This is a genomic window from Mycobacterium intermedium (assembly GCF_002086275.1).
Taxonomy (GTDB): Bacteria; Actinomycetota; Actinomycetes; order Mycobacteriales; family Mycobacteriaceae; genus Mycobacterium; species Mycobacterium intermedium.
This window is the reverse complement of the sequence record NZ_MVHT01000014.1, coordinates 16,717-36,543: the sequence shown is the minus strand read 5'-3', so window position 1 is coordinate 36,543 and position 19,827 is coordinate 16,717. Positions and strand designations below refer to the sequence as shown.

General features: G+C 64.2%; 16 protein-coding genes and 1 pseudogene. 5 read left to right on the top strand and 12 right to left on the bottom strand.

The genetic code is table 11. From position 1 onward, the window contains the following. Nucleotides 1-5: 5 nt before the first annotated feature. From mmpH to BST27_RS07560, 8 genes are all read right to left on the bottom strand, one after another. Entirely contained in the window at nt 6-1,085 is a 1,080-nt protein-coding gene (gene mmpH, locus BST27_RS07595; RefSeq protein WP_069419969.1) for an MMP endo-(1,4)-3-O-methyl-alpha-D-mannosidase, read from the bottom strand. Beyond that, nucleotides 1,072-1,830: a class I SAM-dependent methyltransferase gene (locus BST27_RS07590; protein ID WP_069419970.1), complete on the bottom strand. Its 759-nt coding sequence runs from the start codon at nt 1,828-1,830 to the stop codon at nt 1,072-1,074. The genes mmpH and BST27_RS07590 overlap by 14 nt, the downstream gene beginning before the upstream one ends. Then, nucleotides 1,824-3,092, bottom strand: coding sequence for an MMP alpha-(1->4)-mannosyltransferase (manT, locus tag BST27_RS07585; RefSeq protein ID WP_069419971.1), 1,269 nt, complete (start codon nt 3,090-3,092; stop codon nt 1,824-1,826). The genes BST27_RS07590 and manT overlap by 7 nt, the downstream gene beginning before the upstream one ends. Before the next feature lie 201 nt (nt 3,093-3,293). Next, nucleotides 3,294-4,544 (bottom strand): Rv1453 family transcriptional regulator, encoded by a 1,251-nt coding sequence (locus BST27_RS07580; protein WP_069419998.1) that lies wholly within the window; start codon nt 4,542-4,544, stop codon nt 3,294-3,296. A 412-nt stretch (nt 4,545-4,956) separates the two neighbouring features. After that, complete coding sequence (locus BST27_RS07575) at nt 4,957-7,884, bottom strand: MMPL/RND family transporter (RefSeq protein WP_069419972.1); 2,928 nt, start codon at nt 7,882-7,884, stop codon at nt 4,957-4,959. Beyond that, the gene (locus BST27_RS07570; RefSeq protein ID WP_197518126.1) at nt 7,881-8,315 is read right to left on the bottom strand and encodes an MmpS family transport accessory protein; all 435 of its coding nucleotides are present in this window, start codon (nt 8,313-8,315) and stop codon (nt 7,881-7,883) included. Before BST27_RS07570 ends, BST27_RS07575 begins: the two co-directional genes overlap by 4 nt. Nucleotides 8,316-8,565: 250 nt before the next feature. Continuing rightward, nucleotides 8,566-9,174 carry a TetR family transcriptional regulator gene (locus BST27_RS07565; RefSeq protein WP_069420000.1) on the bottom strand — a complete coding sequence of 203 codons (609 nt, stop codon included), beginning with the start codon at nt 9,172-9,174 and terminating at the stop codon, nt 8,566-8,568. Nucleotides 9,175-9,286: 112 nt separating this feature from the next. Next, nucleotides 9,287-10,960, bottom strand: coding sequence for a PecA family PE domain-processing aspartic protease (locus BST27_RS07560; RefSeq protein ID WP_069419973.1), 1,674 nt, complete (start codon nt 10,958-10,960; stop codon nt 9,287-9,289). 322 nt (nt 10,961-11,282) lie between these two features. Between BST27_RS07560 and BST27_RS07555 the strand changes: the two genes are divergently transcribed. The 3 genes from BST27_RS07555 to BST27_RS07545 are packed head-to-tail and all read left to right on the top strand — an operon-like array spanning nt 11,283 to nt 15,472. Next, nucleotides 11,283-13,565, top strand: a complete 2,283-nt coding sequence (locus tag BST27_RS07555; protein WP_069419974.1) for a SpoIIE family protein phosphatase — start codon at nt 11,283-11,285, stop codon at nt 13,563-13,565. After that, complete coding sequence (locus BST27_RS07550; protein WP_083148419.1) at nt 13,562-14,590, top strand: CobW family GTP-binding protein; 1,029 nt, start codon at nt 13,562-13,564, stop codon at nt 14,588-14,590. The genes BST27_RS07555 and BST27_RS07550 overlap by 4 nt, the downstream gene beginning before the upstream one ends. Nucleotides 14,591-14,644: 54 nt before the next feature. Continuing rightward, nucleotides 14,645-15,472: an acyl-CoA thioesterase gene (locus tag BST27_RS07545; RefSeq protein WP_069419976.1), complete on the top strand. Its 828-nt coding sequence runs from the start codon at nt 14,645-14,647 to the stop codon at nt 15,470-15,472. A gap of 4 nt (nt 15,473-15,476) precedes the next feature. Here the strand turns inward: BST27_RS07545 and BST27_RS07540 are convergent, their stop codons facing one another. Continuing rightward, entirely contained in the window at nt 15,477-16,367 is an 891-nt protein-coding gene (locus tag BST27_RS07540; RefSeq protein WP_197518127.1) for a DMT family transporter, read from the bottom strand. A gap of 223 nt (nt 16,368-16,590) precedes the next feature. Between BST27_RS07540 and BST27_RS07535 the strand changes: the two genes are divergently transcribed. Next, nucleotides 16,591-16,803 carry a type II toxin-antitoxin system VapB family antitoxin gene (locus BST27_RS07535; protein ID WP_069419977.1) on the top strand — a complete coding sequence of 71 codons (213 nt, stop codon included), beginning with the start codon at nt 16,591-16,593 and terminating at the stop codon, nt 16,801-16,803. Next, nucleotides 16,800-17,036 (top strand): PIN domain-containing protein, encoded by a 237-nt coding sequence (locus BST27_RS07530; protein WP_269149709.1) that lies wholly within the window; start codon nt 16,800-16,802, stop codon nt 17,034-17,036. Before BST27_RS07535 ends, BST27_RS07530 begins: the two co-directional genes overlap by 4 nt. A gap of 50 nt (nt 17,037-17,086) precedes the next feature. Here the strand turns inward: BST27_RS07530 and arsB are convergent. The 3 genes and pseudogenes from arsB to BST27_RS07515 form a co-directional block, all read right to left on the bottom strand. Further along, nucleotides 17,087-18,190 (bottom strand): annotated as a pseudogene (gene arsB / locus BST27_RS07525) (ACR3 family arsenite efflux transporter); the annotation flags it as partial. After that, a complete protein-coding gene (locus BST27_RS07520) occupies nt 18,187-19,155 on the bottom strand; it encodes a TauD/TfdA family dioxygenase (RefSeq protein ID WP_232007312.1) in 969 nt (322 codons plus the stop codon). The gene BST27_RS07520 and the pseudogene arsB, both read right to left, overlap by 4 nt. A 113-nt stretch (nt 19,156-19,268) precedes the next feature. Then, nucleotides 19,269-19,739, bottom strand: coding sequence for an ArsI/CadI family heavy metal resistance metalloenzyme (locus BST27_RS07515; protein ID WP_069419979.1), 471 nt, complete (start codon nt 19,737-19,739; stop codon nt 19,269-19,271). Between the last annotated feature and the right edge of the window lie 88 nt (nt 19,740-19,827).

Genomic DNA, 19,827 nt, shown 5'->3' with positions numbered 1-19,827 from the left:
GTCGCCTAGGGGCGGCGAGGGCCGGCCGCGATGCACTCGCAATCGAAGTCGGTCTGCAGGCCCATCGGCAGGCCGTCGCCGCGAAAAATACCGGCACCAGGTGTGGTGTTCGACAACGCGTCCGCCGCCAAGATCATGGCCGCACCCGTCCAGGTCGTCCGCTCCTCGGGCCAACGCTTGCCGTCGGCGAAAACCAAACCCGTCCAATAGGACCCGTCGTCCTCGCGCAGATGCTGCATCGCGCGAAATTGTTCATGCGCAGCTGTCCGCGAGCCGATGGCGTCGAGCGCCAGCACCAGCTCGCAGGTTTCGGCGCCGGTCACCCACGGCCGGTCATCCACACAGCGAATGCCAAGGCCGTCGACCACGAAGTCGCTCCAGCGCTGCTTGATTCGCGCGCTGGCCGCCGGACCGCGCAGCGCGCTACCGAGAATGGGGTAGTACCAGTCCATCGAATAGCGGTCCTTGATGGTGAAGACTTCGGGGTGCTCGGTAATCGCATGGCCTAGGCGGCCCAACGCGAATTCCCACTCCGGCTGGGGTTCCCGGACCAGTTCGGCCAGTGCAAGTGCGCACCGGATGCTGTGGAAGACACTCGCGTTCCCGGTGAGCAAGGCTTCGGGAAGTGGACCGGCAGCACTTCGGGCCCAACAGATCTCGCCATATCCGACCTGCAGGTCGATGACGAAGTCAATGGCTTTTTTCACCGTCGGCCACATCGCCACACCGAAGGATTTGTCACCGGTGACCAACACGTAGTGCCACACGCCGGTGGCAATGTAGGCGCAGAAATTGCTGTCGCTATTGCCGTCTTCGATTGTCCCCGAACGGATCTGGATCGGCCACGAACCGTCGTCCCGCTGCGTGCGCCGACTCCAGTCGAACGCGGCCCGCGCGGGCTCCAGCAACCCGCAGACGGTGAGCGCCATCGCGCACTCGACATGATCCCACGGGTCGGTGTGACCGCCCTCGAACCACGGGATGGCGCCGGATGATTCCTGGGTTGCGGCAATGGACAGCGCGGTCTGTCGGCTTTGTTCGGAAGTCAGTATTCCCGAAACCACCGGAGCGTTAACCCGATGCAACTGAATACCCCTGCGTCGCTTCGCTTTCTACGGTCTGCGGCTTGGTGAAATACATCGCCACGCTCTTACCGACCAGCGGATTGAGCATCGACTCCGCCATCCGCGTGATCCTCGGGCGTTGCATGAGATCCCATACCAGGAGCTTGTGATATGCCGTCACGGCGAAATGATCGGTGTTGGAAACGCCGATAGCGCATTTCAACCACCAGAACGGGGAATGCAGCGCGTGGGCATGGTGTGAATGGGTCAATTCCATCCCGCCGCGGGTGATCTTGTCCCGCAACTCATTGGCGCGGTAGATGCGTACGTGGCCACCTTCGTTGCTGTGGTATTCATCGGACAGTAGCCAGCACACCCGCTCGGGCAGCCAACGCGGGACGCTGACCGCGAGGGTGCCGCCAACTTTGAGTACTCTGATCAGTTCGGCGATCGCGGCGTCGTCCTGCGGGATGTGTTCCAGAATTTCCGAGGCGATGACACAGTCGAACGTCTCATCTGGATACGGCAGGTGCAGCGCGTCACCGACGACCGCCTTGGCGGACGCAGTCTTGGGTGCTTCGCCCGCCTCGGCCATGGCCTTGAGCATCGTGTCCACCGAGCGTATTTCGTCGGCGTCGTGGTCGAAGGCGATGACGTCGGCGCCGCGCCGGTATGCCTCGAACGCATGCCGGCCGGCCCCGCAACCCACGTCGATGACGGTGGTGGACGGGCCGATGCCCAGTCGGTCGAAATCGACTGTCAGCATTGGGCTTTCCCCTCGGCTCCCCGGCCGGTGGTGGACTTGCGGGCGATAGCCCGTTCGTACACTTGCACGGTCTGGGCCGCCACGGCGTCCCAACTGAAGACGTTCACGGCACGGGTTCTGCCCGCGCTGCCCAATCTGCGCCGCTTTTCCGGCGAATCGAGTAGGTCGCCGAGCGCGTGGGTCAGGGCGGCGACGTCCGCTGGAGGAACCAACTCGGCGCAAGCGCCGTCGGTGCCGACGACCTCGGGCAGCGCGCCCACCCGACTGGCCACGATGGGGGTGCCGCTCGCCATCGCCTCCACCGCAGGAAGCGAAAACCCTTCGTAGAGCGAAGGAATGCAGGCCACTTCGGCCGAGGCGAACAATGCCGCTAGTTCGGCATCGGAAAGCCCGCTGGAGATGTGGACGATGTCGGAGACGCCGAGTTCGGCGATGAGTTTCTCGGTGGGGCCGTTGGGTTCTACCTTGGCCACCAGCCTCAACTCGATGTCGTGGTTGACGCGGAGTCGGGCGATCGCGTGAAGCAGGGTGCTCACGCCTTTGAGCGGCGTGTCGGCACTGGCGATCGCGATGATCCGCCCGGGCTGTCGGGGCGCGGCTCCGGGCTGGAACAACTCAGTGTTGACCCCGAGGGGCACGACATGGAGTTGGTCAGGCGAAACGCCGAAGTCGGTGACGATGTCGGCTGCCGATGAGGACGAAACGGTCAGCAGGTCAGGGATCTGGCGCGCCACCTTCTTCTGCATTGTGGAGAAGCCGTACCACCTGTGCACCAGGGGTTTCCGCCACCACGGCGCGGCGGCGATGTCAAGGGCGCGGTCCCGGGTGATCGGATGATGCACGGTGGCCACCACCGGCATGCCGCGGCCGGCAATGGTGAGCAGGCCCGTTCCCAGGCATTGGTTGTCGTGAACGACGTCGAAGTCGCGACCCCGGTTTGCTAGGACCCGGGCTGCCCGCAGTGCGAAGGTACGCGGTTCCGGGAATCCGGCGGTCCACATGGTGCCGAGTTCCAACAGGTCGATCGAGTCGCGAATCTCACTCGGCCACGGAACTCGAAAAGGGTCGGGCTCTCGGTATAGGTCCAGGCTCGGAACTTCGGTCAACCGGACTCGCGGGTCGAGCAGCTCCGGGTAGGGCTGGCCGGAGAACACCTCGACCTCGTGGCCTAGGTCGACCAGTCCGCGGCTGAGCTGGCGCACGTAGACGCCCTGTCCGCCGCAATGGGTCTTACTGCGGTAGGACAGTAAGGCAATTCGCATACTTAACCCTTCCGAGCCTTATTCGAGGGCAAAATGGCTGCGGAGGGGCGCCCCTGACTCCACTGCGATTACCCGCACCGCTACCGCCCCCATCGCAAACTGGACACCTGTCCACCATATCTAACGTGGTGTGGGGTGCTCAAATGCAGGGGCCGACTGGGCGACGGATCGTCGTTGAGGACGAGTCGGTCGCAGGGTTAGCTACGACACACGGTTCTGGCTGGACGACTCCTGATCCCGCGTCCCGTGCCATTTCAGTGCTTCGAGCGCGACAGCGATGCGAACGGTGTTGTGCTCCAATGGCCGAGGCAGAAGGCGTTGTGCGGCGTCCAGGCGGCTCAACAAGGTGTTGCGATGAATGTAGAGCTGCTGGGAAGCGCGTGCCGCGTTGCACTGCTCGTTGATATAAGTCAACACGGTGTTGCGCAGGACGTCGCTCGCCGAAGCAAAAGCCCCCAGCGTGCTGTCGATGAAATCGTCTGACCGATCGGGCCTTTGGGTCAACAGAGCGGTCATGTGGACGTCGTCGAACGACGCAACCCGCTGTCGCGACTGCAGTCGCACCATCATCTGCTGCGTCGCGAGCGCATCAAAATGACTGCGACGGAAGCCTTCGGTACCCTGCGCACCGTTGCCGATGGCGATCCGCAGCGTGGGCGTCTTTTCGAGCAACTCGCGGATCCTGTCGGCTTCGAAGGTGCCGGCGTCCCTCATCCATACCCAACGAGTACCCGGGCCCGACGTCACGGTGAGTGGGCGCGGACTCCCGACCACTTGGCCGAGCTCCTCGGCCACCCTGTCCAGCAGGTGGTAGTCGTGCTCGTGCTCGTCGCACCAGATGATGGCGGCGGTGTGTCGCCCACTGAGGGCATATCCGAGGCGAGCTTCGGCGCGGCTGTGCTGCATCGAGTCGCCGTCGAGGATGAGTTCGACGATCTTGCGGCGTTCGACCAGCACGCTCTGGGCAAGTTCGTGGTGTTCCAGCTGCATCTGCCGGCTGACTCCGACGAGCGTTGCGTCGACGAAATCGCTGGCCGATTGCGACATCACGGTGAGAAGCTCACGCAACTCGTCCGGGTCGGAGGTGAGCTCGAAAACGATATTCGTCCAACGTTGCAAGGCAAGGTTCTGGCCGACGCGGTAGATGTCGAAGGCGGTTACTCCGACATCGCGGCGCGCCAGGATCCGCGCCATGCGCAGCGGCTCGGGTCCTAGGTAGGGGGTCACTGGCGCGCCCGGAGCGCGCAGGTGAGCGGTCGCGAAGTGGATCAGCGTCGTGCGGTTGGACAGACTGACCGCTTGGGCCAAAGCGGGGTTCTCAATGATCGTGGGATTCGTGACCACGGTGGCTTGGTCGAGCTCTTCGAGCCACTCCGGGCTGGGGTTGAGAGCCATCCACGCTCCCTGGCGGATCAGCTCACGAATCCGCGGTGTCAGCTGGCTGTCTACCATGGGCGGCCATTCGGTTGCGGGTGCGGTACGGGTACGCAGCTTCATCGGTCTCTCGCATGCTGTTGGGCTGGTTTGCCGGCGATGTGGGGTTCTGAGTGCTGTCGGAGGACGTAACAAGAATGCTACATACACGTATCCTATACAGTCAAGCATCTTATACTTAAACGTATGCGATACATGCGCGACCGACCGTGCTTGACCGAACGTATGCCCCGTGACATGCGGATTCACGGTACAGAACAGTGCAGCCGCGTCCCGACACGCCGCGCTGAGATCGATGGATCGCCGCCTAGGCACGCCCCGCGTGCTTTAGGGGAGGGGCGCTGGGGGGAGTTGGAGCGTCGGCGGCGCCTAACCCGATGGCCGATGGCTGACCTCCGGCAGCTGGTCGCCGTCCGCCGTTCGGCTGGGCTCAGTTGGCAGTTGCCACCAATTCGGCATCCTCGGCCGAGTGCTTGCTCGGCTTGGGCCACGGCGACGGGACGGGACGCTGACGGACCCGTTGCGGCCACCAGAACCACTTGCCCAGCAGCGCGGCGATGGATGGAGTCATCAACGACCGGACGATCAGCGTGTCCAACAGCAGACCGAGGCCGATGGTGGTGCCGACCTGGCCGATGACGATCAACTTGCTCACCGCCATCGTCATCATCGTGAACGCGAAGACCAGGCCGGCCGACGTGACCACCGAACCGGTGCCGCCCATCGAGCGGATGATGCCGGTGTTCAGGCCAGCGTGGATCTCTTCCTTGAATCGGGACACCAGGAGCAGGTTGTAGTCGGCGCCCACGGCAAGCAGGATGATGACCGACATCGCCAGGACCATCCAGTGCAGTTCGATGCCGATGAGGTGCTGCCAGATGAGCACCGAAAGCCCGAAAGATGCACCCAGGGAAATCAACACGGTGCCCACGATGACCGCCGACGCCACAACGCTTCGCGTGATGATCAGCATGATGATGAAGATCAAGCACATGGAAGCGATTCCGGCGATCAGAAGGTCGTAGTTGCTGCCCTCCTGCATGTCCTTGAAGGTCGCCGCGGTGCCGCCGAGGTAGATGTTCGAGCCCTCCATCGGCGTGCCCTTCAGGGCCTCATAGGCGGCCTTCTTGATCGCGGCAATGTGCGAAATGCCTTCCGGCGTCATCGGATCGCCGTCGTGGCTGATGATGAAGCGTACGGCGTGACCGTCGGGGGAGATGAAGTTCTTCATGCCCCGCTTGAACTCGGGGTTGTCGAACGTCTCCGGTGGCAGGTAGAACGAGTCGTCGTTCTTGGATGCGTCGAACGCCTTACCCATGGCGGCCGAGTCTTGCTGCGCCCGCTGTTGCTGTTCCAGCAGACCCTTCTGGGTCGAATACATGGTCAGCATCATGGTTTTCATGTTCTTCATGTTCTGGATCATCTGCGGCATCAGCGCATTCAGCCGCGGCATCAGCGTGTCGAGATGATCCATCACGGGCATCAGGCTCTCGATGTCGTCGGTCATGATGTCGACGCCGTCGAGCGCGTCGAAGACCGATCGCAATGACCAGCACACCGGGATGTCGAAGCAGTGCTTCTCCCAGTAGAAGTAGGCCCGGATGGGACGGAAGAAGTCTTCGAAATCGGCCATGTGGTTGCGCAATTCGGCGACGTCCATCGTCATCGCGTGCATCTTGCCGACCATGATGTGCATGTCGTTGGTCATCTGCGCCGTGATGTCCTGCATCTCGATCATGCTGTCGATGGTCGTCTGCATTTCCTCGGACTGACGCAGCATGTCCGCGATCTGGTCTTCCTGGTACTTCTGCGTCATCTGTTGGCTGACGCCTTGCATGCTGATCTGGAAGGGGATCGAGGTGTGCTCGATCGGCGTGCCCTGCGGTCGGGTGATGGCCTGAACGCGGCTGATGCCGGGCACCCGGAAGATCGACTTGGCTATCTTGTCGATGACCAGGAAGTCAGCGGAATTGCGCAGATCGTGGTCACTTTCGATCATCAGCAACTCGGGGTTCATGCGTGCCTTCGAGAAGTGCCGATCCGCTGCCGCGTAGCCGGCATTGGCCGGTAGATCCGCGGGCAGGTAGTTGCGGTCGTTGTAGTTGGTCCGGTAGCCGGGCAGGGTGAGCAGGCCGACCAGCACGATGCCGATCGTCAGGACCAGCACCGGTCCCGGCCACCGCACGACCACTGCGCCGACCTTGCGCCAGCCGCGAATCCGCTGGGCCCGCTTGGGCTCGAGGATCTGGCGGAAACGCGATGCCACCGAAATGACCGCAGGACCCAGCGTCAGCGCCGCGAAAACCACGATCACCATGCCGATGGCGAGCGGGATGCCCAGCGTCTGGAAGTACGGCAGGTTGGTGAAGTGCAGGCAGAAGGTGGCGCCGGCGATGGTCATGCCGGATCCGAGCACCACGTGGGCCGTGCCGTGGAACATGGTGTAGTACGCGTCTTCTCGCGATTCGCCGACGGCCCTGGCTTCCTGGTATCGGCCGATCAGGAAGATTGCGTAGTCGGTGGCGGCGGCGATCGCCAAGGTGACCAGCAGGTTGCACGCGAACGTAGAGAGCCCAATGATCCGGTGGTATCCCAAGAACGCGACACCACCCCGGGCGGCGGCCAACTCCAGGACCACCATCGCCAGCGTGATCAGCACCGTGACAATCGAGCGGTAGACCATCAGCAGCATCGCGATGATCACGACGAAGGTCGCGGCCGTGATCACCTGGAGGCTGCGGTCGCCGGCGATGTGTTGGTCTGCCTCTAACGCCGAAGGTCCGGTGACATAAGCCTTGACCCCGTTGGGTGCCTTGACGCTTTCCACGATGGCTTGGACGGCCTCGACCGAGTCGTTGGCTTTTGTCTCACCGAGGTTGCCGACGAGATAGACCTGGACGTAGGCGGCCTTGCCGTCGTTACTCTGCACGCCGGCTCCGGTAAGCGGATCGCTCCAGAAATCCTGAACGTGCTCAACGTGTTCCGGGTCTGCCTCGAGCTTTCTGACGATCTGGTCGTAATAGGCGTGGGCCTCGGCGCCCAGTTGATTCTCGCCTTCCAGCACGATCATGACCGAACTGTTGGACGAGTACTCCTGGAAAACTTGGCCGACGCGCTTCGTCGCGATCACCGATTGTGCGTCGTCCGGGCTCATCGAGACCGAAACCATCTTCCCGACCTCGTCCAATTGCGGGACGACCGTGTTCAGGACAGCGATAAGCGCGATCCAGGCCAGGATGACGGGCACGGCGAAGGTGCGGATGAATCGTGGAATCAACGGCCGGGCCGCGTGTTTGGCGACGGGAATGGCGTCGGTCCGAGCGTCGTCGGCTCGCACGTCTTCAGAGGTGGTACTCATGCCGATTTCACCAAGCAGGAGGTCAGGGCGTGCACGCCGTTGGCAATCCTCTCGTCCTTGATCTCGTCGTCGACCGTGATCCGGCAACCGAGGTAATCGCCGTCGCTTTGCGCCGAGATGGTCGGGAATACCGAAGGCGCGGTCGTGGTGAGGACCAAAGTCCACGGCAGCGGCGCGCCATCCAACCGCTGGGGCTCGGCGTTGAGGTCCAGGTAGTTGACGTTGGCACGGCTCGCCGCGCCGAAGATCTCGTACTTGACGACCTTGGGCTTGAACGGCTTGGAGTCATCGACCTTGGCGCCACCCACCGGGGCGGATTGCTCGGCGATGAAAAAGGACTTGACCCGTGTCACGGCGAAACCGCCGACTACGACGACCGCCACGATCAACAGCGGCAACCACGCGTTGCGCACGATCTTGGATATCCCCATGCGTGGCGATTTCCTTTCCCGTCCCTGCGCGCGATTCACGAAATAGACAGTGCTGCAACGGATTACAGCGGCAATGCGTAGTAGTGGTCGATCAGGCTCCAGGCATGACCGGGCATGGTCCGCGACCGCTGGCGCCGGCTACGGCACACTCCGCGACGAGCGACCGCGCTGGACTGTCACCAAAAGGTCACGATACATCATGTGCAGTTTTTGCAGAGTATGCAAGTTTATGTGTTGGCGGTCACGTCAATTACCGCGTGAAGATGCTGTTGACCATTGCGGCGGCACGCTCGACATAGGGCATCGGCGTGTCGTCGGTGTCGGTGGGATAGCTCTTGGACCAGCGCTCGATGCCAGAACGCACGGCCGTCAGCGCCAAAGCCGATATCAGCGCGGGTATCTCATCATCGGGACTCATGCCTTGGCGTCGAGCGACGATGTCGGTCAGCTGGGTCTGGAATCGCTCCAGGTCGGCGAGGAACGCCGCCAGCACCGCCGGGGTCGTCTTGGCCAGGTCCAGCATGCACACGGCCTGTTCGCGTTGCGGTGGCATGTCGCGCAGGTGGTGGGCGGCCAGCGTGATCAGTTCGGCCAGCACCACCGGATACGGGGCGGGCCCGGCCGCGACGAAATCGTCCGCCAGTTCGGGTGGCAAATCGGAAGGCCCGTAGGCGATTGCCGCTTCCTTGTTGGGGAAGTAGTTGAAGAACGTACGGGCAGAGATACCGGCCCGGGCACAGATTTCCTCGATGGTCACCTTGTCCCAGCCGCGCGCTTGCGCCAGTTCCACCGCCGCTCCACGGATGTCCGCGCTGGTTTGGCGGCGCCGTCGCTCGCGGAGGCCCAACTGATTCGCCATGCCCACCATAATTGCACGTTCTGCAAACTTTGCAGTCCGAACGGGCGTGACCTGCCCCTCGAGCGTGAATCAGGCGACGCTGAATCGGCGTGTCATGTCGTGGGATTCACGCTCAGGGCTGCGGATGGTCGAAGATCGTGGTCCCGACTCCCGCCGGGCTGTAGTCGATGTAGACGGGCTGGTACCAGAACGGCAGGAAGCCAGTGTTCATCAGGCCTGAGGTAATCACCGTTGGCTTGTACCAATCCGTTTCGAACTTGTACAGGGACTTGGTGCCGGCGGCATCGGCGAAGACCTGAATGGTTGCTCCGGCGGGCAGGGTTGAAGAACCGATGACCGATGCCGGAATGGTGCCCTGCACGCCACCGGAGTCGATGATCGACGGGACGAGTACAGGTGGCGCGCCGTTGACGGACACCCAGAGGTTGGCAATGGGCGATCCGACGATCGATATGTTGTCGGCCGGGTTGGGTAGCGGATTCGGGCCGAACCACAGCTTGCCGTCCGGTATGTCGATCAGTACGCCGGAACTCAGATCGCCCGGCAATGCCTGCGTCGGGATGCTGGGGCCCGGGCCAACGGCGTTGGGCCCCAGGCCCAGAACCCCGTCCACGCCAGCCGTCTCGAAGTAAGCGTCGAACGGGGTGACAAACGGGTTCTGCAAGAAGTTTCGGATATATGCGCCCATCGCGAACGGAGACGTCGGGATCGAGAGGAGCACGACGTTGACGTTCGTGGGTCCGGCGACGATGCCATTGCCGAAGTCCACCGTTGTCGGGTAGGAGGCGAAGAGGTAGGTCAATCCGCCGCTGTAGGCGCTGACGCTGATGCCGCCGGTGGGGATGCCCATCTTCAGCAATCCCGGTAGACCTCCCACGTCCTTCATCTGGACGACGAGCCCCTCGGACCCGGTGTCAACCAGGATCGGTGCATAGTTTCCGCCATTGACGGAGAGGTTCACGACGGGTTCGGTGCCGGCGACCAGTGACATCGGGACGGTACGGCCGTCGATGCCAGGCCCGCTGAAGCCGGTGCCGCCCCATAGCAGGCCGGCGCTGCCGCCGACGCCGCCGGTGCCAAGTTTCGCGGCGGTGCCCAGGCCACCGGCCCCGCCGTTTCCGCCGGTGCCCAGCAGGTACGCCCTGCCTCCGGCGCCGCCGGCGCCGCCATTAACAAGAGTGGTCGATATGCCGCCGGTGCCGCCCCAGCCGCCGTTGCCGATCAGCCATCCGCCCGCGCCGCCGGCCCCGCCAGGCGCGTCCGCCCCGCCGACACCCCCGGCGCCGCCGTTACCGATCAACCCTGCGGCGCCGCCGGCACCGCCGCCTACGCCAGGTGTCGTCGAGGAATATCCGGCTCCGCCGTTGCCTATCAGCAGGCCGCCGGCACCGCCGTTAGGGCTGGCTTCGGTGCCAGGCGCTCCGTCGCCGATCAGCGGACGCCCCAGCAGCAGTTGCGTGGGTGCGTTGATGACCCCCAAGACCTCGTCCAGCAGCGGTACGCTCGCCGCCGCTTCGGCGGAGGCATAGGTACCGGCTGCCGAGTTCAAGGCCAGCAGGAACTGCCGGTGGAAGGCGCTGACCTGCGTGTTGAGCGCTTGATATTCGTTGCCGAATCCGGCGAACAACGTTGCAACCGCGGCGGATACCTCGTCTGCTGCAGCGACGGCGAGTTGGGTGGTCGGAGCGGCCGCAGCTGCGTTCGCCGCGTTCAGCGCCGCGCCGATGCTTTCCAATTCCGCTGCCGCCGAGCTCAGCCACTCAGGCGCCACGGTTACGAACGACACGGTGCCCCTCTCGCGTCAGTACCCGGCTGTGTGGATGAAGCCTAACCATTTCCTGCCCCGCTGGTGCGGCTTCCGTAAACACCTTTGCAATACATCGCATACTCACAGAAAGCCTGTTACGCCCATTGGTCCTGCGGTAACCCGCTTGTTGCGGCGTGTGGAATTAGAGCCAGCGGCGTCTAGTAGCTGACATGCAGTGGGCCGTTGCCGGTGTTGACGGTTGGCTTCGATCAATGCCGGTGGAAGAGGAGACGCCTTGATAACCTGATGGCCGGGCTAGTCCTTCTCACAGAACCGAGAGCCTGACCAAAAGGGAGAAACAATCCCGCCATCCGCATCAGACAGTCAGCACGTCGACCTTGTCCCGGTCGGCACGCCGATCGACCTAGACAACTGCGCCCGTGAGCCGATACACATCCCGGGCAGCATTCAACCGCGGGGCGTGCTTGCCGTCGTGCATGAGCCCGATTTCGCGATACGCCACATCAGCGCCAACGTCGCCGACCTGCTAGGCCGCTCCGTCGAGGCCGTCCTGGGGCAGCACCTGTCGGCGCTGATCGGCACCGAAGAGGCCGCGCGCATCGAGAAGGCCGCGTCCACGTTCAGTGATCTGCGCCAACGCAACCCCATCGAGTGTGTGATCGACGTCGGCGGGGAGTCGAAGAACTTCGACGCCATCCTGCATCGCGATCCCGGGCGCGTCCTGCTCATCGAACTCGAAATCGCCTACGGCGAGCGGCCTTTCTCCTTTCCTAATACCTATCAGGCGGTGCGCGGCTCGGTAGAGGAGTTGAACCGGGCCGCCACGCTGGGCGAGCTGTATGACACAGCCGCCCGCGCGGTACGTGAACTCACCGGTTTCGACCGCGTGATGGTGTACCGCTACGACGCGCACTACAACGGCGAGGTCGTCGCCGAGGCCAAACGTGACGATCTCAATTCGTTCCTGGGACTGCATTACCCGTCGACCGATATCCCGGCACAAGCCCGCGCTCTCTACGAGAAAAATTGGATACGTCTGATCTCGGACGTCCACTACGTGCCCGCGCCCGTCGTTCCGACGGTGGACCCCGACACCGGCAAGCCCTTGGACCTCACCTACGCCACACTGCGCAGTGTCTCGCCCATACACATCGAGTACCTGCAGAACATGGGCGTGAGCGCGTCGATGTCAATCTCGTTGCTGCGGCACGGACGTCTCTGGGGGCTCATCGCCTGCCATCACTACGACGGTCCGTATCTGCCGCCGTTCGGCGCCCGGGTGGCGGCCGAATTCCTCGGCTCGACCCTGTCATTGCGACTCGTCGACCGCTTCGAGGGTGATTTGCTGCAAGAACGGCTGGCCGCGCAGGCATTGCTCACCAAACTCACCGCGGCGACCTTGGACGACAGAGAATCACTGTCGGCGGCGCTGCTCGGGGCGCCTGACCTGCTCGATCTGGTGCCTGCCGACGGCGTCGTCGTCGACATCCAGGGTGACCGCCGGACGCAGGGAACAGTTCCTTCCCCGGAGATCGTGGCCGCGGTCGCGGCCTGGGCGCGCGGCGCGGGTGAGGAGATCGCGAGCTGCGAGTGCCTGGCCGACGAGCTACCCGACCTCGGCCTGGACCCGCAGTTGGCTGCCGGCGCGCTCGCTCTCAACCTGCCCGACGGGCAGTACGCAATCTGGTTTCGTCGCGAGGTGCTGCGCTCGGTGGACTGGGGCGGTGATCCGCACAACAAGACCATCGCGGTCAACGAGGGTGACCAGCTGCGGCTCAGTCCGCGCAAGTCATTCGATCGGTGGCGCGAGATCGTGCGCCTGCGCAGCGAACCGTGGACGCAGAGCGAGACGGAATCGGCGGAGACGCTGCGACGCCACCTGGTCGAATCCCTGTACAGCCGCGCGCGGGGTGCGCTGCGGCTCGCCGAGACGCTGCAACTAAGCCTGCTGCCGGAGTCGATGCCCGAGCTCGAGAATTGGAAGCTGTCCGCGCACTACGAACCGGCCTCAGGCGACAACGTCGGCGGCGACTGGTACGACGCATTCACACTGCGCGACGGCCGGCTGATCGTGCTGATCGGCGACGTCGCGGGACACGGCGTCAATGCCGCCGGCACGATGGCGCAGCTGCGCAACGCCTTACGCGCGCAGTTGTTCGCCGGCGCCACACCGGCCGGGGCGCTGAGCCAGCTCAATGACTTCTGTGTGCACATGCTGCCCGGCGCGTTCGCCACGATCATCGCCGCCCGGGTCGATCTCGATTCCGGGCACGTGGAGGCCGCGTCCGCCGGCCATCTGATGCCGTACCTACCCAACCCGGCGGCGCCCTCCGGGAACCCCGCGGTGCAGGCGCCGATACGCCTCTCGCCGCCGATCGGCATTGCCGGCGTCACGTATGCGCCCAGTACGTTCACGGTGGAGGCCGGGCACGCGTTGGTGATGTATTCCGATGGTTTGGTGGAACGACGCGGGGAGGCGATCGACGACGGTCTCGACAGGCTGGCCCAGATCCTTGGTCGTACCCGCGACGTGACCGCGTCGTGGATTTGGAGTTCGATGGCGTGGGGCAATACCGACGACGACGTCACCATCATCACCCTGCGCCACACAGCTGACCGGTGAGCAGCCGGTCCGCCATACCGGTCATCGCGCTCACCGGTCACCTTGGTGCCGGCAAGACGACGCTGCTCAACCATCTGCTGCGTAGTCCTGGCACGCGAATCGGCGTGGTTGTCAACGACTTTGGCGAACTCAACATCGACGCCGGGCTGGTAGCGGGCCAGATCGACGAACCGGCATCGATTGCTGGCGGATGCATCTGCTGCCTGCCCGATGACGGCGGTTTGGACGAAGCCCTCACAAAGCTCGCCGACCCGGCGCGCCGCCTCGATGCCATCATCGTCGAGGCCAGCGGTGTGGCCGATCCGGTGTCGATCGCACGGATCATCGGATTCAGCAAGGTTTCCGGGGTGCGTAGCGGCGGCATCGTCGACATCGTCGACGCCGCTAATCACTTCGACACCGTCGACCGCAGCCAGTTGCCCCCGGCGCGCTACGGCGCCGCGTCGCTCGTCGTCGTCAACAAACTTGACCAGGTGCCGGAGGACGAACGGGCGGCGGTGGTGGAACGCGTCAAACAGCGGGTAGCGCAACGTAACCCGCGCGTGGTCGTTGTTGGCACCAGCGGTGGCCGAATCGACCACGCGCTGCTCTTCGATGCGTTGGACGAGCCTGATCCATTGGGGCAGCTATCGTTTCGTGACTTGTTGCTTGCCTCCGGACCGGACGAGGCGCACGACCACGTCCACGCTGACGCGGTCACGGCACGCTGCGCCGACTGCATCGATCTCGACCCACTGTTGGACCTCCTCGAACAGCCACCCTCCGGCGTCTTCCGGCTGAAGGGCGTGGTGGCAGTCCGGCAGGGCCGGTCGGTTCGGCGCTACGTCGTCAATCTGGTCGGCAACGCGATTCACATCGACAAGGCGCCGCCACGGGCCGAAGGAAGCTGTCTGGTGGCGATCGGGATGCACCTGAACGTTGGGGCAGTACGGGCGGCACTGGCCGGGGCACTGCGGCCCGCCGCGGGGGCTGCGTCAGCCCCAGCGTTGCGGCGACTGCAGAGGTATCGGGGGATTGGCGTCTGAGTGTCGTCCAGACCGGCGGTGGGTCGTTGCCGGCGGTCGGGCAAGATACTCCCGATGTCATCCTCGCTCGACGACGTGCTCGCCACCCTGTCGCTGACACGGGTGGATGACTGGAACTTCATTGGTCAGCAGTTGCCCGCGCCGGCCAATCACATCTTGGGGGGCCATATCTCGGCGCAGGCGCTGTTCGCCGCGAGCCACACCGCACCGGGTCGTGTGCCGCACAGTGTGCACACCTACTTCCTCCGTCCCGGTGATGCGCGCCTGCCGGTGGACTTCGAAGTGGTTGATCTGCAAGAAGGGCGGACATTTTCGGCGCGTCGAGTCACCGCTCGCCAACACGGCAAGATTCTCATGGAGACGATGTCGTCGTTCAAGGTCACCGATCCTGCTGCTGCCCAAGTCGTCTACCAACCGACGATGCCGGAGGCGCCGGACCCGGAAACGTTGCCGCGGGTTGCACCGCACTTGGCCGAGTCCGAAGACAGCCGCGCCGGACGGTGGGCAAGCCTGCGTTGGTTCGAGCGGCGCGTCATCCACGCCGAGGACGTGCCGCCCGCACGGTCGCCGATGTGGTGGCGACCGGACGGCGCGGTTCCCGACGACCCGGTGCTGACCGCGAGCCTCGTGGCGTATTTGTCGGCGGTGACGTTGACCGAACCGGCAATCGTCGCGCAAGGGGGAGTGGCTGCCTCGGCGCAACGTGATCATTCGGTGTGGTTCCACGGGCCCGCGGTACTGTCGGATTGGCTTCTTTATGACAGGCTTTCGCCCAGCAGTGCCGACTCGCTGGCACTGGCGAGCGGAACGATGTTCAACCGCAACGGCGACTTGGTGTGCACGGTGCGCCAGGAAATGTACTTTCCCGCACGCCGCTCCTGAACTGTTACTGGCTTGCGTGCGCTACGGCGGGGTGCCCGGCGCTTTCGGTCTCGGCGCCTTCGCTGCGCCCGAGCGCGATGGTGGCCATCACCATCGCTACGACCGCGACCGGTAGCACCACGGCTCCCAGCTCGCTCATGGTCAGATACTCGCCGAGAACGTTGATGCCGAGGACGACCGCGACGATCGGTTCGCCGACCAGCATCACCGGTACGGACGCTTGTAGCGCTCCCGCCCGGAAAGCCCACTGCTGCAATACCGTCACCACGATCGCTGCGGCGACAAGAACGTACGGGGCTGGGTTGGTCAACAGCCCGTGCCATGAGCCGACGGCGAACCGGTGCGTGCACACCTTGGTCAACACGGCGACCATCCCGAGCCCGACGGCGACCGCCACCCCCAGCGACGTAGCGCGGACGCGGCCGGTGCTGCGTCGGGCCACCACCACGCAGATCACCGAAACCGGCACGATCCAGGCAAGGGCAAGCGTCCAGGCCGGCACCGGGGGACGGTAGTGCCCTTCGCGTGGCTGGCCCACCAGAACGAATACCGATAGGGCCGCCGTCAGCAGCAGCGCCCATGCCCATTCGAGGCCGGTGACGCGGTGGCCCGACCGTCGGGCGCTCAGCGGCAGCACGAAAAGCAATGAGGACACCAGCAGTGGTTGCACCAACAGCAGCGAGCCGTGTGCCAGTGCGATCGCCTGAAACACGTACGCGGTGATCGCGGCGCCCGTCCCCGCCCACCACAACGGGTCCCGTAGCACGGTTGCACCGGACTCATCGACGGCCGGACGCTGCAGGGCGGCTTGCCGAACTACGATGCCCACCGCAGCAACGAACGCGGCCATCAATGCCGCACCGATAGCTTCCGCGTGTGAGACCAGCCAATCCATGTGTTCGCCTTACCCCCGGGTGGTCGTCGCTGACTGTGGCGCCGTCCCGACACCAGTCGGTCGGGACGTCCTACAGGCCGTTGCCGAGCGGACCAGGCCTAAAGCCGGTATCGACTGTACCAATCGCACTGCGGCGCAGCGGCATTCGTCACGGTGACGTAACGCGGTACGACGGGCAACCCGCTCGCCTGCCCGTTGTGTATCGAAGGTGGATCATAGGTGTATGTCGCGCACGAACATCGACCTCGACGACGAGCTCGTCGGGGAAGTGATGCGACGCTTTGGCGTGTCCACCAAGAAGGAGGCCGTCCACCTCGCGCTGCGGCGATTGGTCGGCGCTCCGTTGAGCCGTGACTTCCTGCTCGGCTTGGAAGGGGTCGGTTGGGGCGGCGACCTGGACGCGATGCGACAGGACCAGCCCGGCGAATTCGCGTGATCCTGATCGACACTTCGGCATGGATCGAGTACTTCCGTGCGACGGGCTCGATTGCTGCGGTGGAGGTGTGTCGTCTGCTTGTCGAACAAGCCGGCCAGATCGCCATGTGTGAGCCGATCGCCATCGACATCTTGTCCGGCGCAGTTGATGACGCGGCACACGCCAAGCTCGAGCGCCTTGTGAATGGCTTGCGGCCGTCGCAATCCAACACAACGCGAACCTCGTCACCGTGACGCGGATTTCGACGTAATCACGGCAATTACAGGCCTCGCCGCCACATCCTTACGCCGGGGCGGTTGACGACGGGGGAATGCGCTGCGGTGTGATGCTGGTAGCGGCGTCGCAGGGCCAGCGAGACATACACCAGCGCAACAAGAACCGGTACCTCGATGAGGGGTCCGACGACCCCGGCCAACGCTTGGCCTGAGGTGGCGCCGTAGGTGGCGATCGCGACCGCGATGGCGAGTTCGAAGTTGTTGCCGGCGGCGGTGAACGCCAGCGTGGTGGTGCGCTCATAGCCCAGGCCCAGCGCGGTGCCGAGCAGGTAGCCCCCGCCCCACATGACGGCGAAGTAGGCCAACAATGGGAGCGCGATGCGGGCGACATCGAATGGGCGGTTGGTGATCTGATCACCTTGTAGCGCAAAGAGAATCACGATGGTGAACAACAGGCCGTAAAGCGCCCACGGTCCGATGCGCGGCAGGAACTTCGTCTCGTACCAGTCGCGGTCCTTGGCCTTTTCACCGAGACGTCGCGACAGGTAACCGGCGAGCAACGGGATGCCGAGGAAGATGAGCACGGACTTCGCGATCTGCCACGGTGAGGTGGTGATGGTGGTCTGTTCGAGTCCGAGCCAGCCGGGCAGGATCGAGAGGTAGAACCAGCCCAAGACGGCGAACATGGCGACTTGGAACATCGAGTTCAGCGCCACCAGCACCGCGGCAGCCTCGCGGTCGCCACAGGCCAGGTCGTTCCAGATGATCACCATGGCGATGCAGCGTGCCAGCCCGACGATGATCAGGCCGGTGCGGTATTCGGGTAGGTCGGAAAGCAGCAACCAGGCCAAGGCGAACATCAACGCCGGCCCGAGCAGCCAGTTCAACACCAACGAGGACAGCAGGAGTTTCCGGTCACCGGTGACTGTGTCCAGGCGGTCGTAGCGCACCTTGGCCAGCACCGGATACATCATGATCAACAAGCCGATCGCGATGGGCAGCGAAATCCCGTCGATAGCAACGCGTTCCAGCGCCGTGTTCAGGCCCGGTATCCATCGCCCCAACAGCAGCCCGGCAGTCATCGCCAGGCCGATCCACAAGGGCAAGAATCGGTCGAGGGTGGAGAGCTTGCCGAGAACCGGCGGTGCGGGCGAGGGCGTCATCTCGGTCATGCGGGTAAGGGACGACCGGTGGCGACAGGGATACCGCTGCGGAGAAGCTCATTGGCCTGCGGGGTGTCGGTCGTGAGCCACAGCCGCAGCAGGTGCCGGCGAAGGTGCGGCTCGTCATGGTCGGTGTAGGCCTCACGCGAGTGCAGCACGGTGGTGTTGTTGAGAAGTTGCACGTCGCCGGGCCGAAATTCCATCTCGATGTAAAACGCGGGATCGTTGGCGATGGTCTCGACCAGGCCCAGGGCCGCGAGCTGGTCGTCGGTTAGCAGCGGAGCCCCGTCGTGGCGCTGGGAATCGCGGATGTACCAGGCGACGAAGAAGATCCGTGGTACTCCGCCGATGTCGGTGATGGGGGCCAGTTCGAAGAACTCCGGCTCTCCGGGGGGTTGTTCATTGTTGCGACTCCACGGCATCGGTGCATACATCACCGACAGTAGGTGGGGGTCGCGGCGCAGCATCTCGTTGTAGACCGCGTGTGCGCTGACGATGCGTGATTCGCCGCCGACTTTGGCTGGATGTAGGCACAGTAGGCCGACCAAGTCGGAGCCGTCACTGTGAAAATCCTGGCGCAGGTTGGTGCGGTACTTGCGCACATCTGGGCTGGCCGGCAGTCGTTCATCGCGGATGTGCGAAAGGATGTTGCCGTCGCGATCTTGCCCGACGGGAGTTCCTAGGAGGGAGCCCAACCCGAGGTAGGCACGCTCGATCTGCGGATCGGTGAGCTCGTCGATCGGGAAGTTGCGTAGCCGCACGAACCCCGGACCGGCGTTGAGCAGTTGGGTCCACTGCGCCGCGCCCGCCCCTAGCTGACTGCGCAATCTGGGGTCTGTTCCACCGCGGCCGTAATCGATCAGGGCTTGCCGCTCGGCGGGGCTCAAGTCGAACGACCACAGGGACGGGTCGGGAAAATCGGCCGGCGTCCACACCGACGGGGAATCAATTGGCACCAGGGAAGCCATGGTCATGTTCTCCAGGTCTGCGTACCGGGCACGCGGGCCGCGCGCCAACGGGTATTTGTGCCCGCAAATCCGGGGTGGGCATCGGGGACGCCCACCCCGGAATTGTGGGCACGCGAGCCTCAGCAGCACGACGCTGCTGTAGCGGTCTCTGCACCCTTGGACGATCCGCCGCAGCACACGGCGTCGTCGCTGTCACCGGGCCGCTGCGGGCTGGCGCCGAAGATGTCGGAATCGGCCAGCACGGTGTAGACCTCCCACTTCTCGCCGGCCGGGCCGGTCACCCAGACCTTGTCTTGGGTGGCAAAGCAACACGTGGTGCCGATCTCCTCCGCGGTGAACAGCCCCTCGCCGGAGAGTCGCACGATCTCGGCCTGCACCTGTTCACTGGATTCAACCTCGACGCCGAGGTGGTTGATGGTGCCACCCTGACCGGGGTTTTCCAGCAGCACCAGCTTCAACGGGGGTGCCGTGACGGCGAAGTTGGCGTAGCCCGGCTTCACCTTCGCCGGAGCGGTGTTGAACAGCTTTGAGTAGAACGTGATCGCCTCGTCGAGATCATCGACGTTGAGGGCGAGTTGAACACGGGACATGGTGGACCTCCTGACGCAGATGAGACATATATCGAAATGACGCGTCAACATCAGGATGCCACCTTTTTGATATATGTCAAGAACCGTG

Bases quoted from the DNA above. Each gene is read 5' to 3' on its own strand.
- BST27_RS07575 (WP_069419972.1), bottom strand. From the start codon at position 7,884: ATGAGTACCACCTCTGAAGACGTGCGAGCCGACGACGCTCGGACCGAC.
- BST27_RS07515 (WP_069419979.1), bottom strand. From the start codon at position 19,739: ATGTCCCGTGTTCAACTCGCCCTCAACGTCGATGATCTCGACGAGGCG.
- manT (WP_069419971.1), bottom strand. From the start codon at position 3,092: ATGCGAATTGCCTTACTGTCCTACCGCAGTAAGACCCATTGCGGCGGA.
- BST27_RS07545 (WP_069419976.1), top strand. From the start codon at position 14,645: ATGTCATCCTCGCTCGACGACGTGCTCGCCACCCTGTCGCTGACACGG.
- BST27_RS07535 (WP_069419977.1), top strand. From the start codon at position 16,591: ATGTCGCGCACGAACATCGACCTCGACGACGAGCTCGTCGGGGAAGTG.
- BST27_RS07580 (WP_069419998.1), bottom strand. From the start codon at position 4,544: ATGGTAGACAGCCAGCTGACACCGCGGATTCGTGAGCTGATCCGCCAG.
- BST27_RS07565 (WP_069420000.1), bottom strand. From the start codon at position 9,174: ATGGCGAATCAGTTGGGCCTCCGCGAGCGACGGCGCCGCCAAACCAGC.
- BST27_RS07570 (WP_197518126.1), bottom strand. From the start codon at position 8,315: ATGGGGATATCCAAGATCGTGCGCAACGCGTGGTTGCCGCTGTTGATC.
- BST27_RS07520 (WP_232007312.1), bottom strand. From the start codon at position 19,155: ATGACCATGGCTTCCCTGGTGCCAATTGATTCCCCGTCGGTGTGGACG.
- BST27_RS07540 (WP_197518127.1), bottom strand. From the start codon at position 16,367: ATGGATTGGCTGGTCTCACACGCGGAAGCTATCGGTGCGGCATTGATG.
- BST27_RS07590 (WP_069419970.1), bottom strand. From the start codon at position 1,830: ATGCTGACAGTCGATTTCGACCGACTGGGCATCGGCCCGTCCACCACC.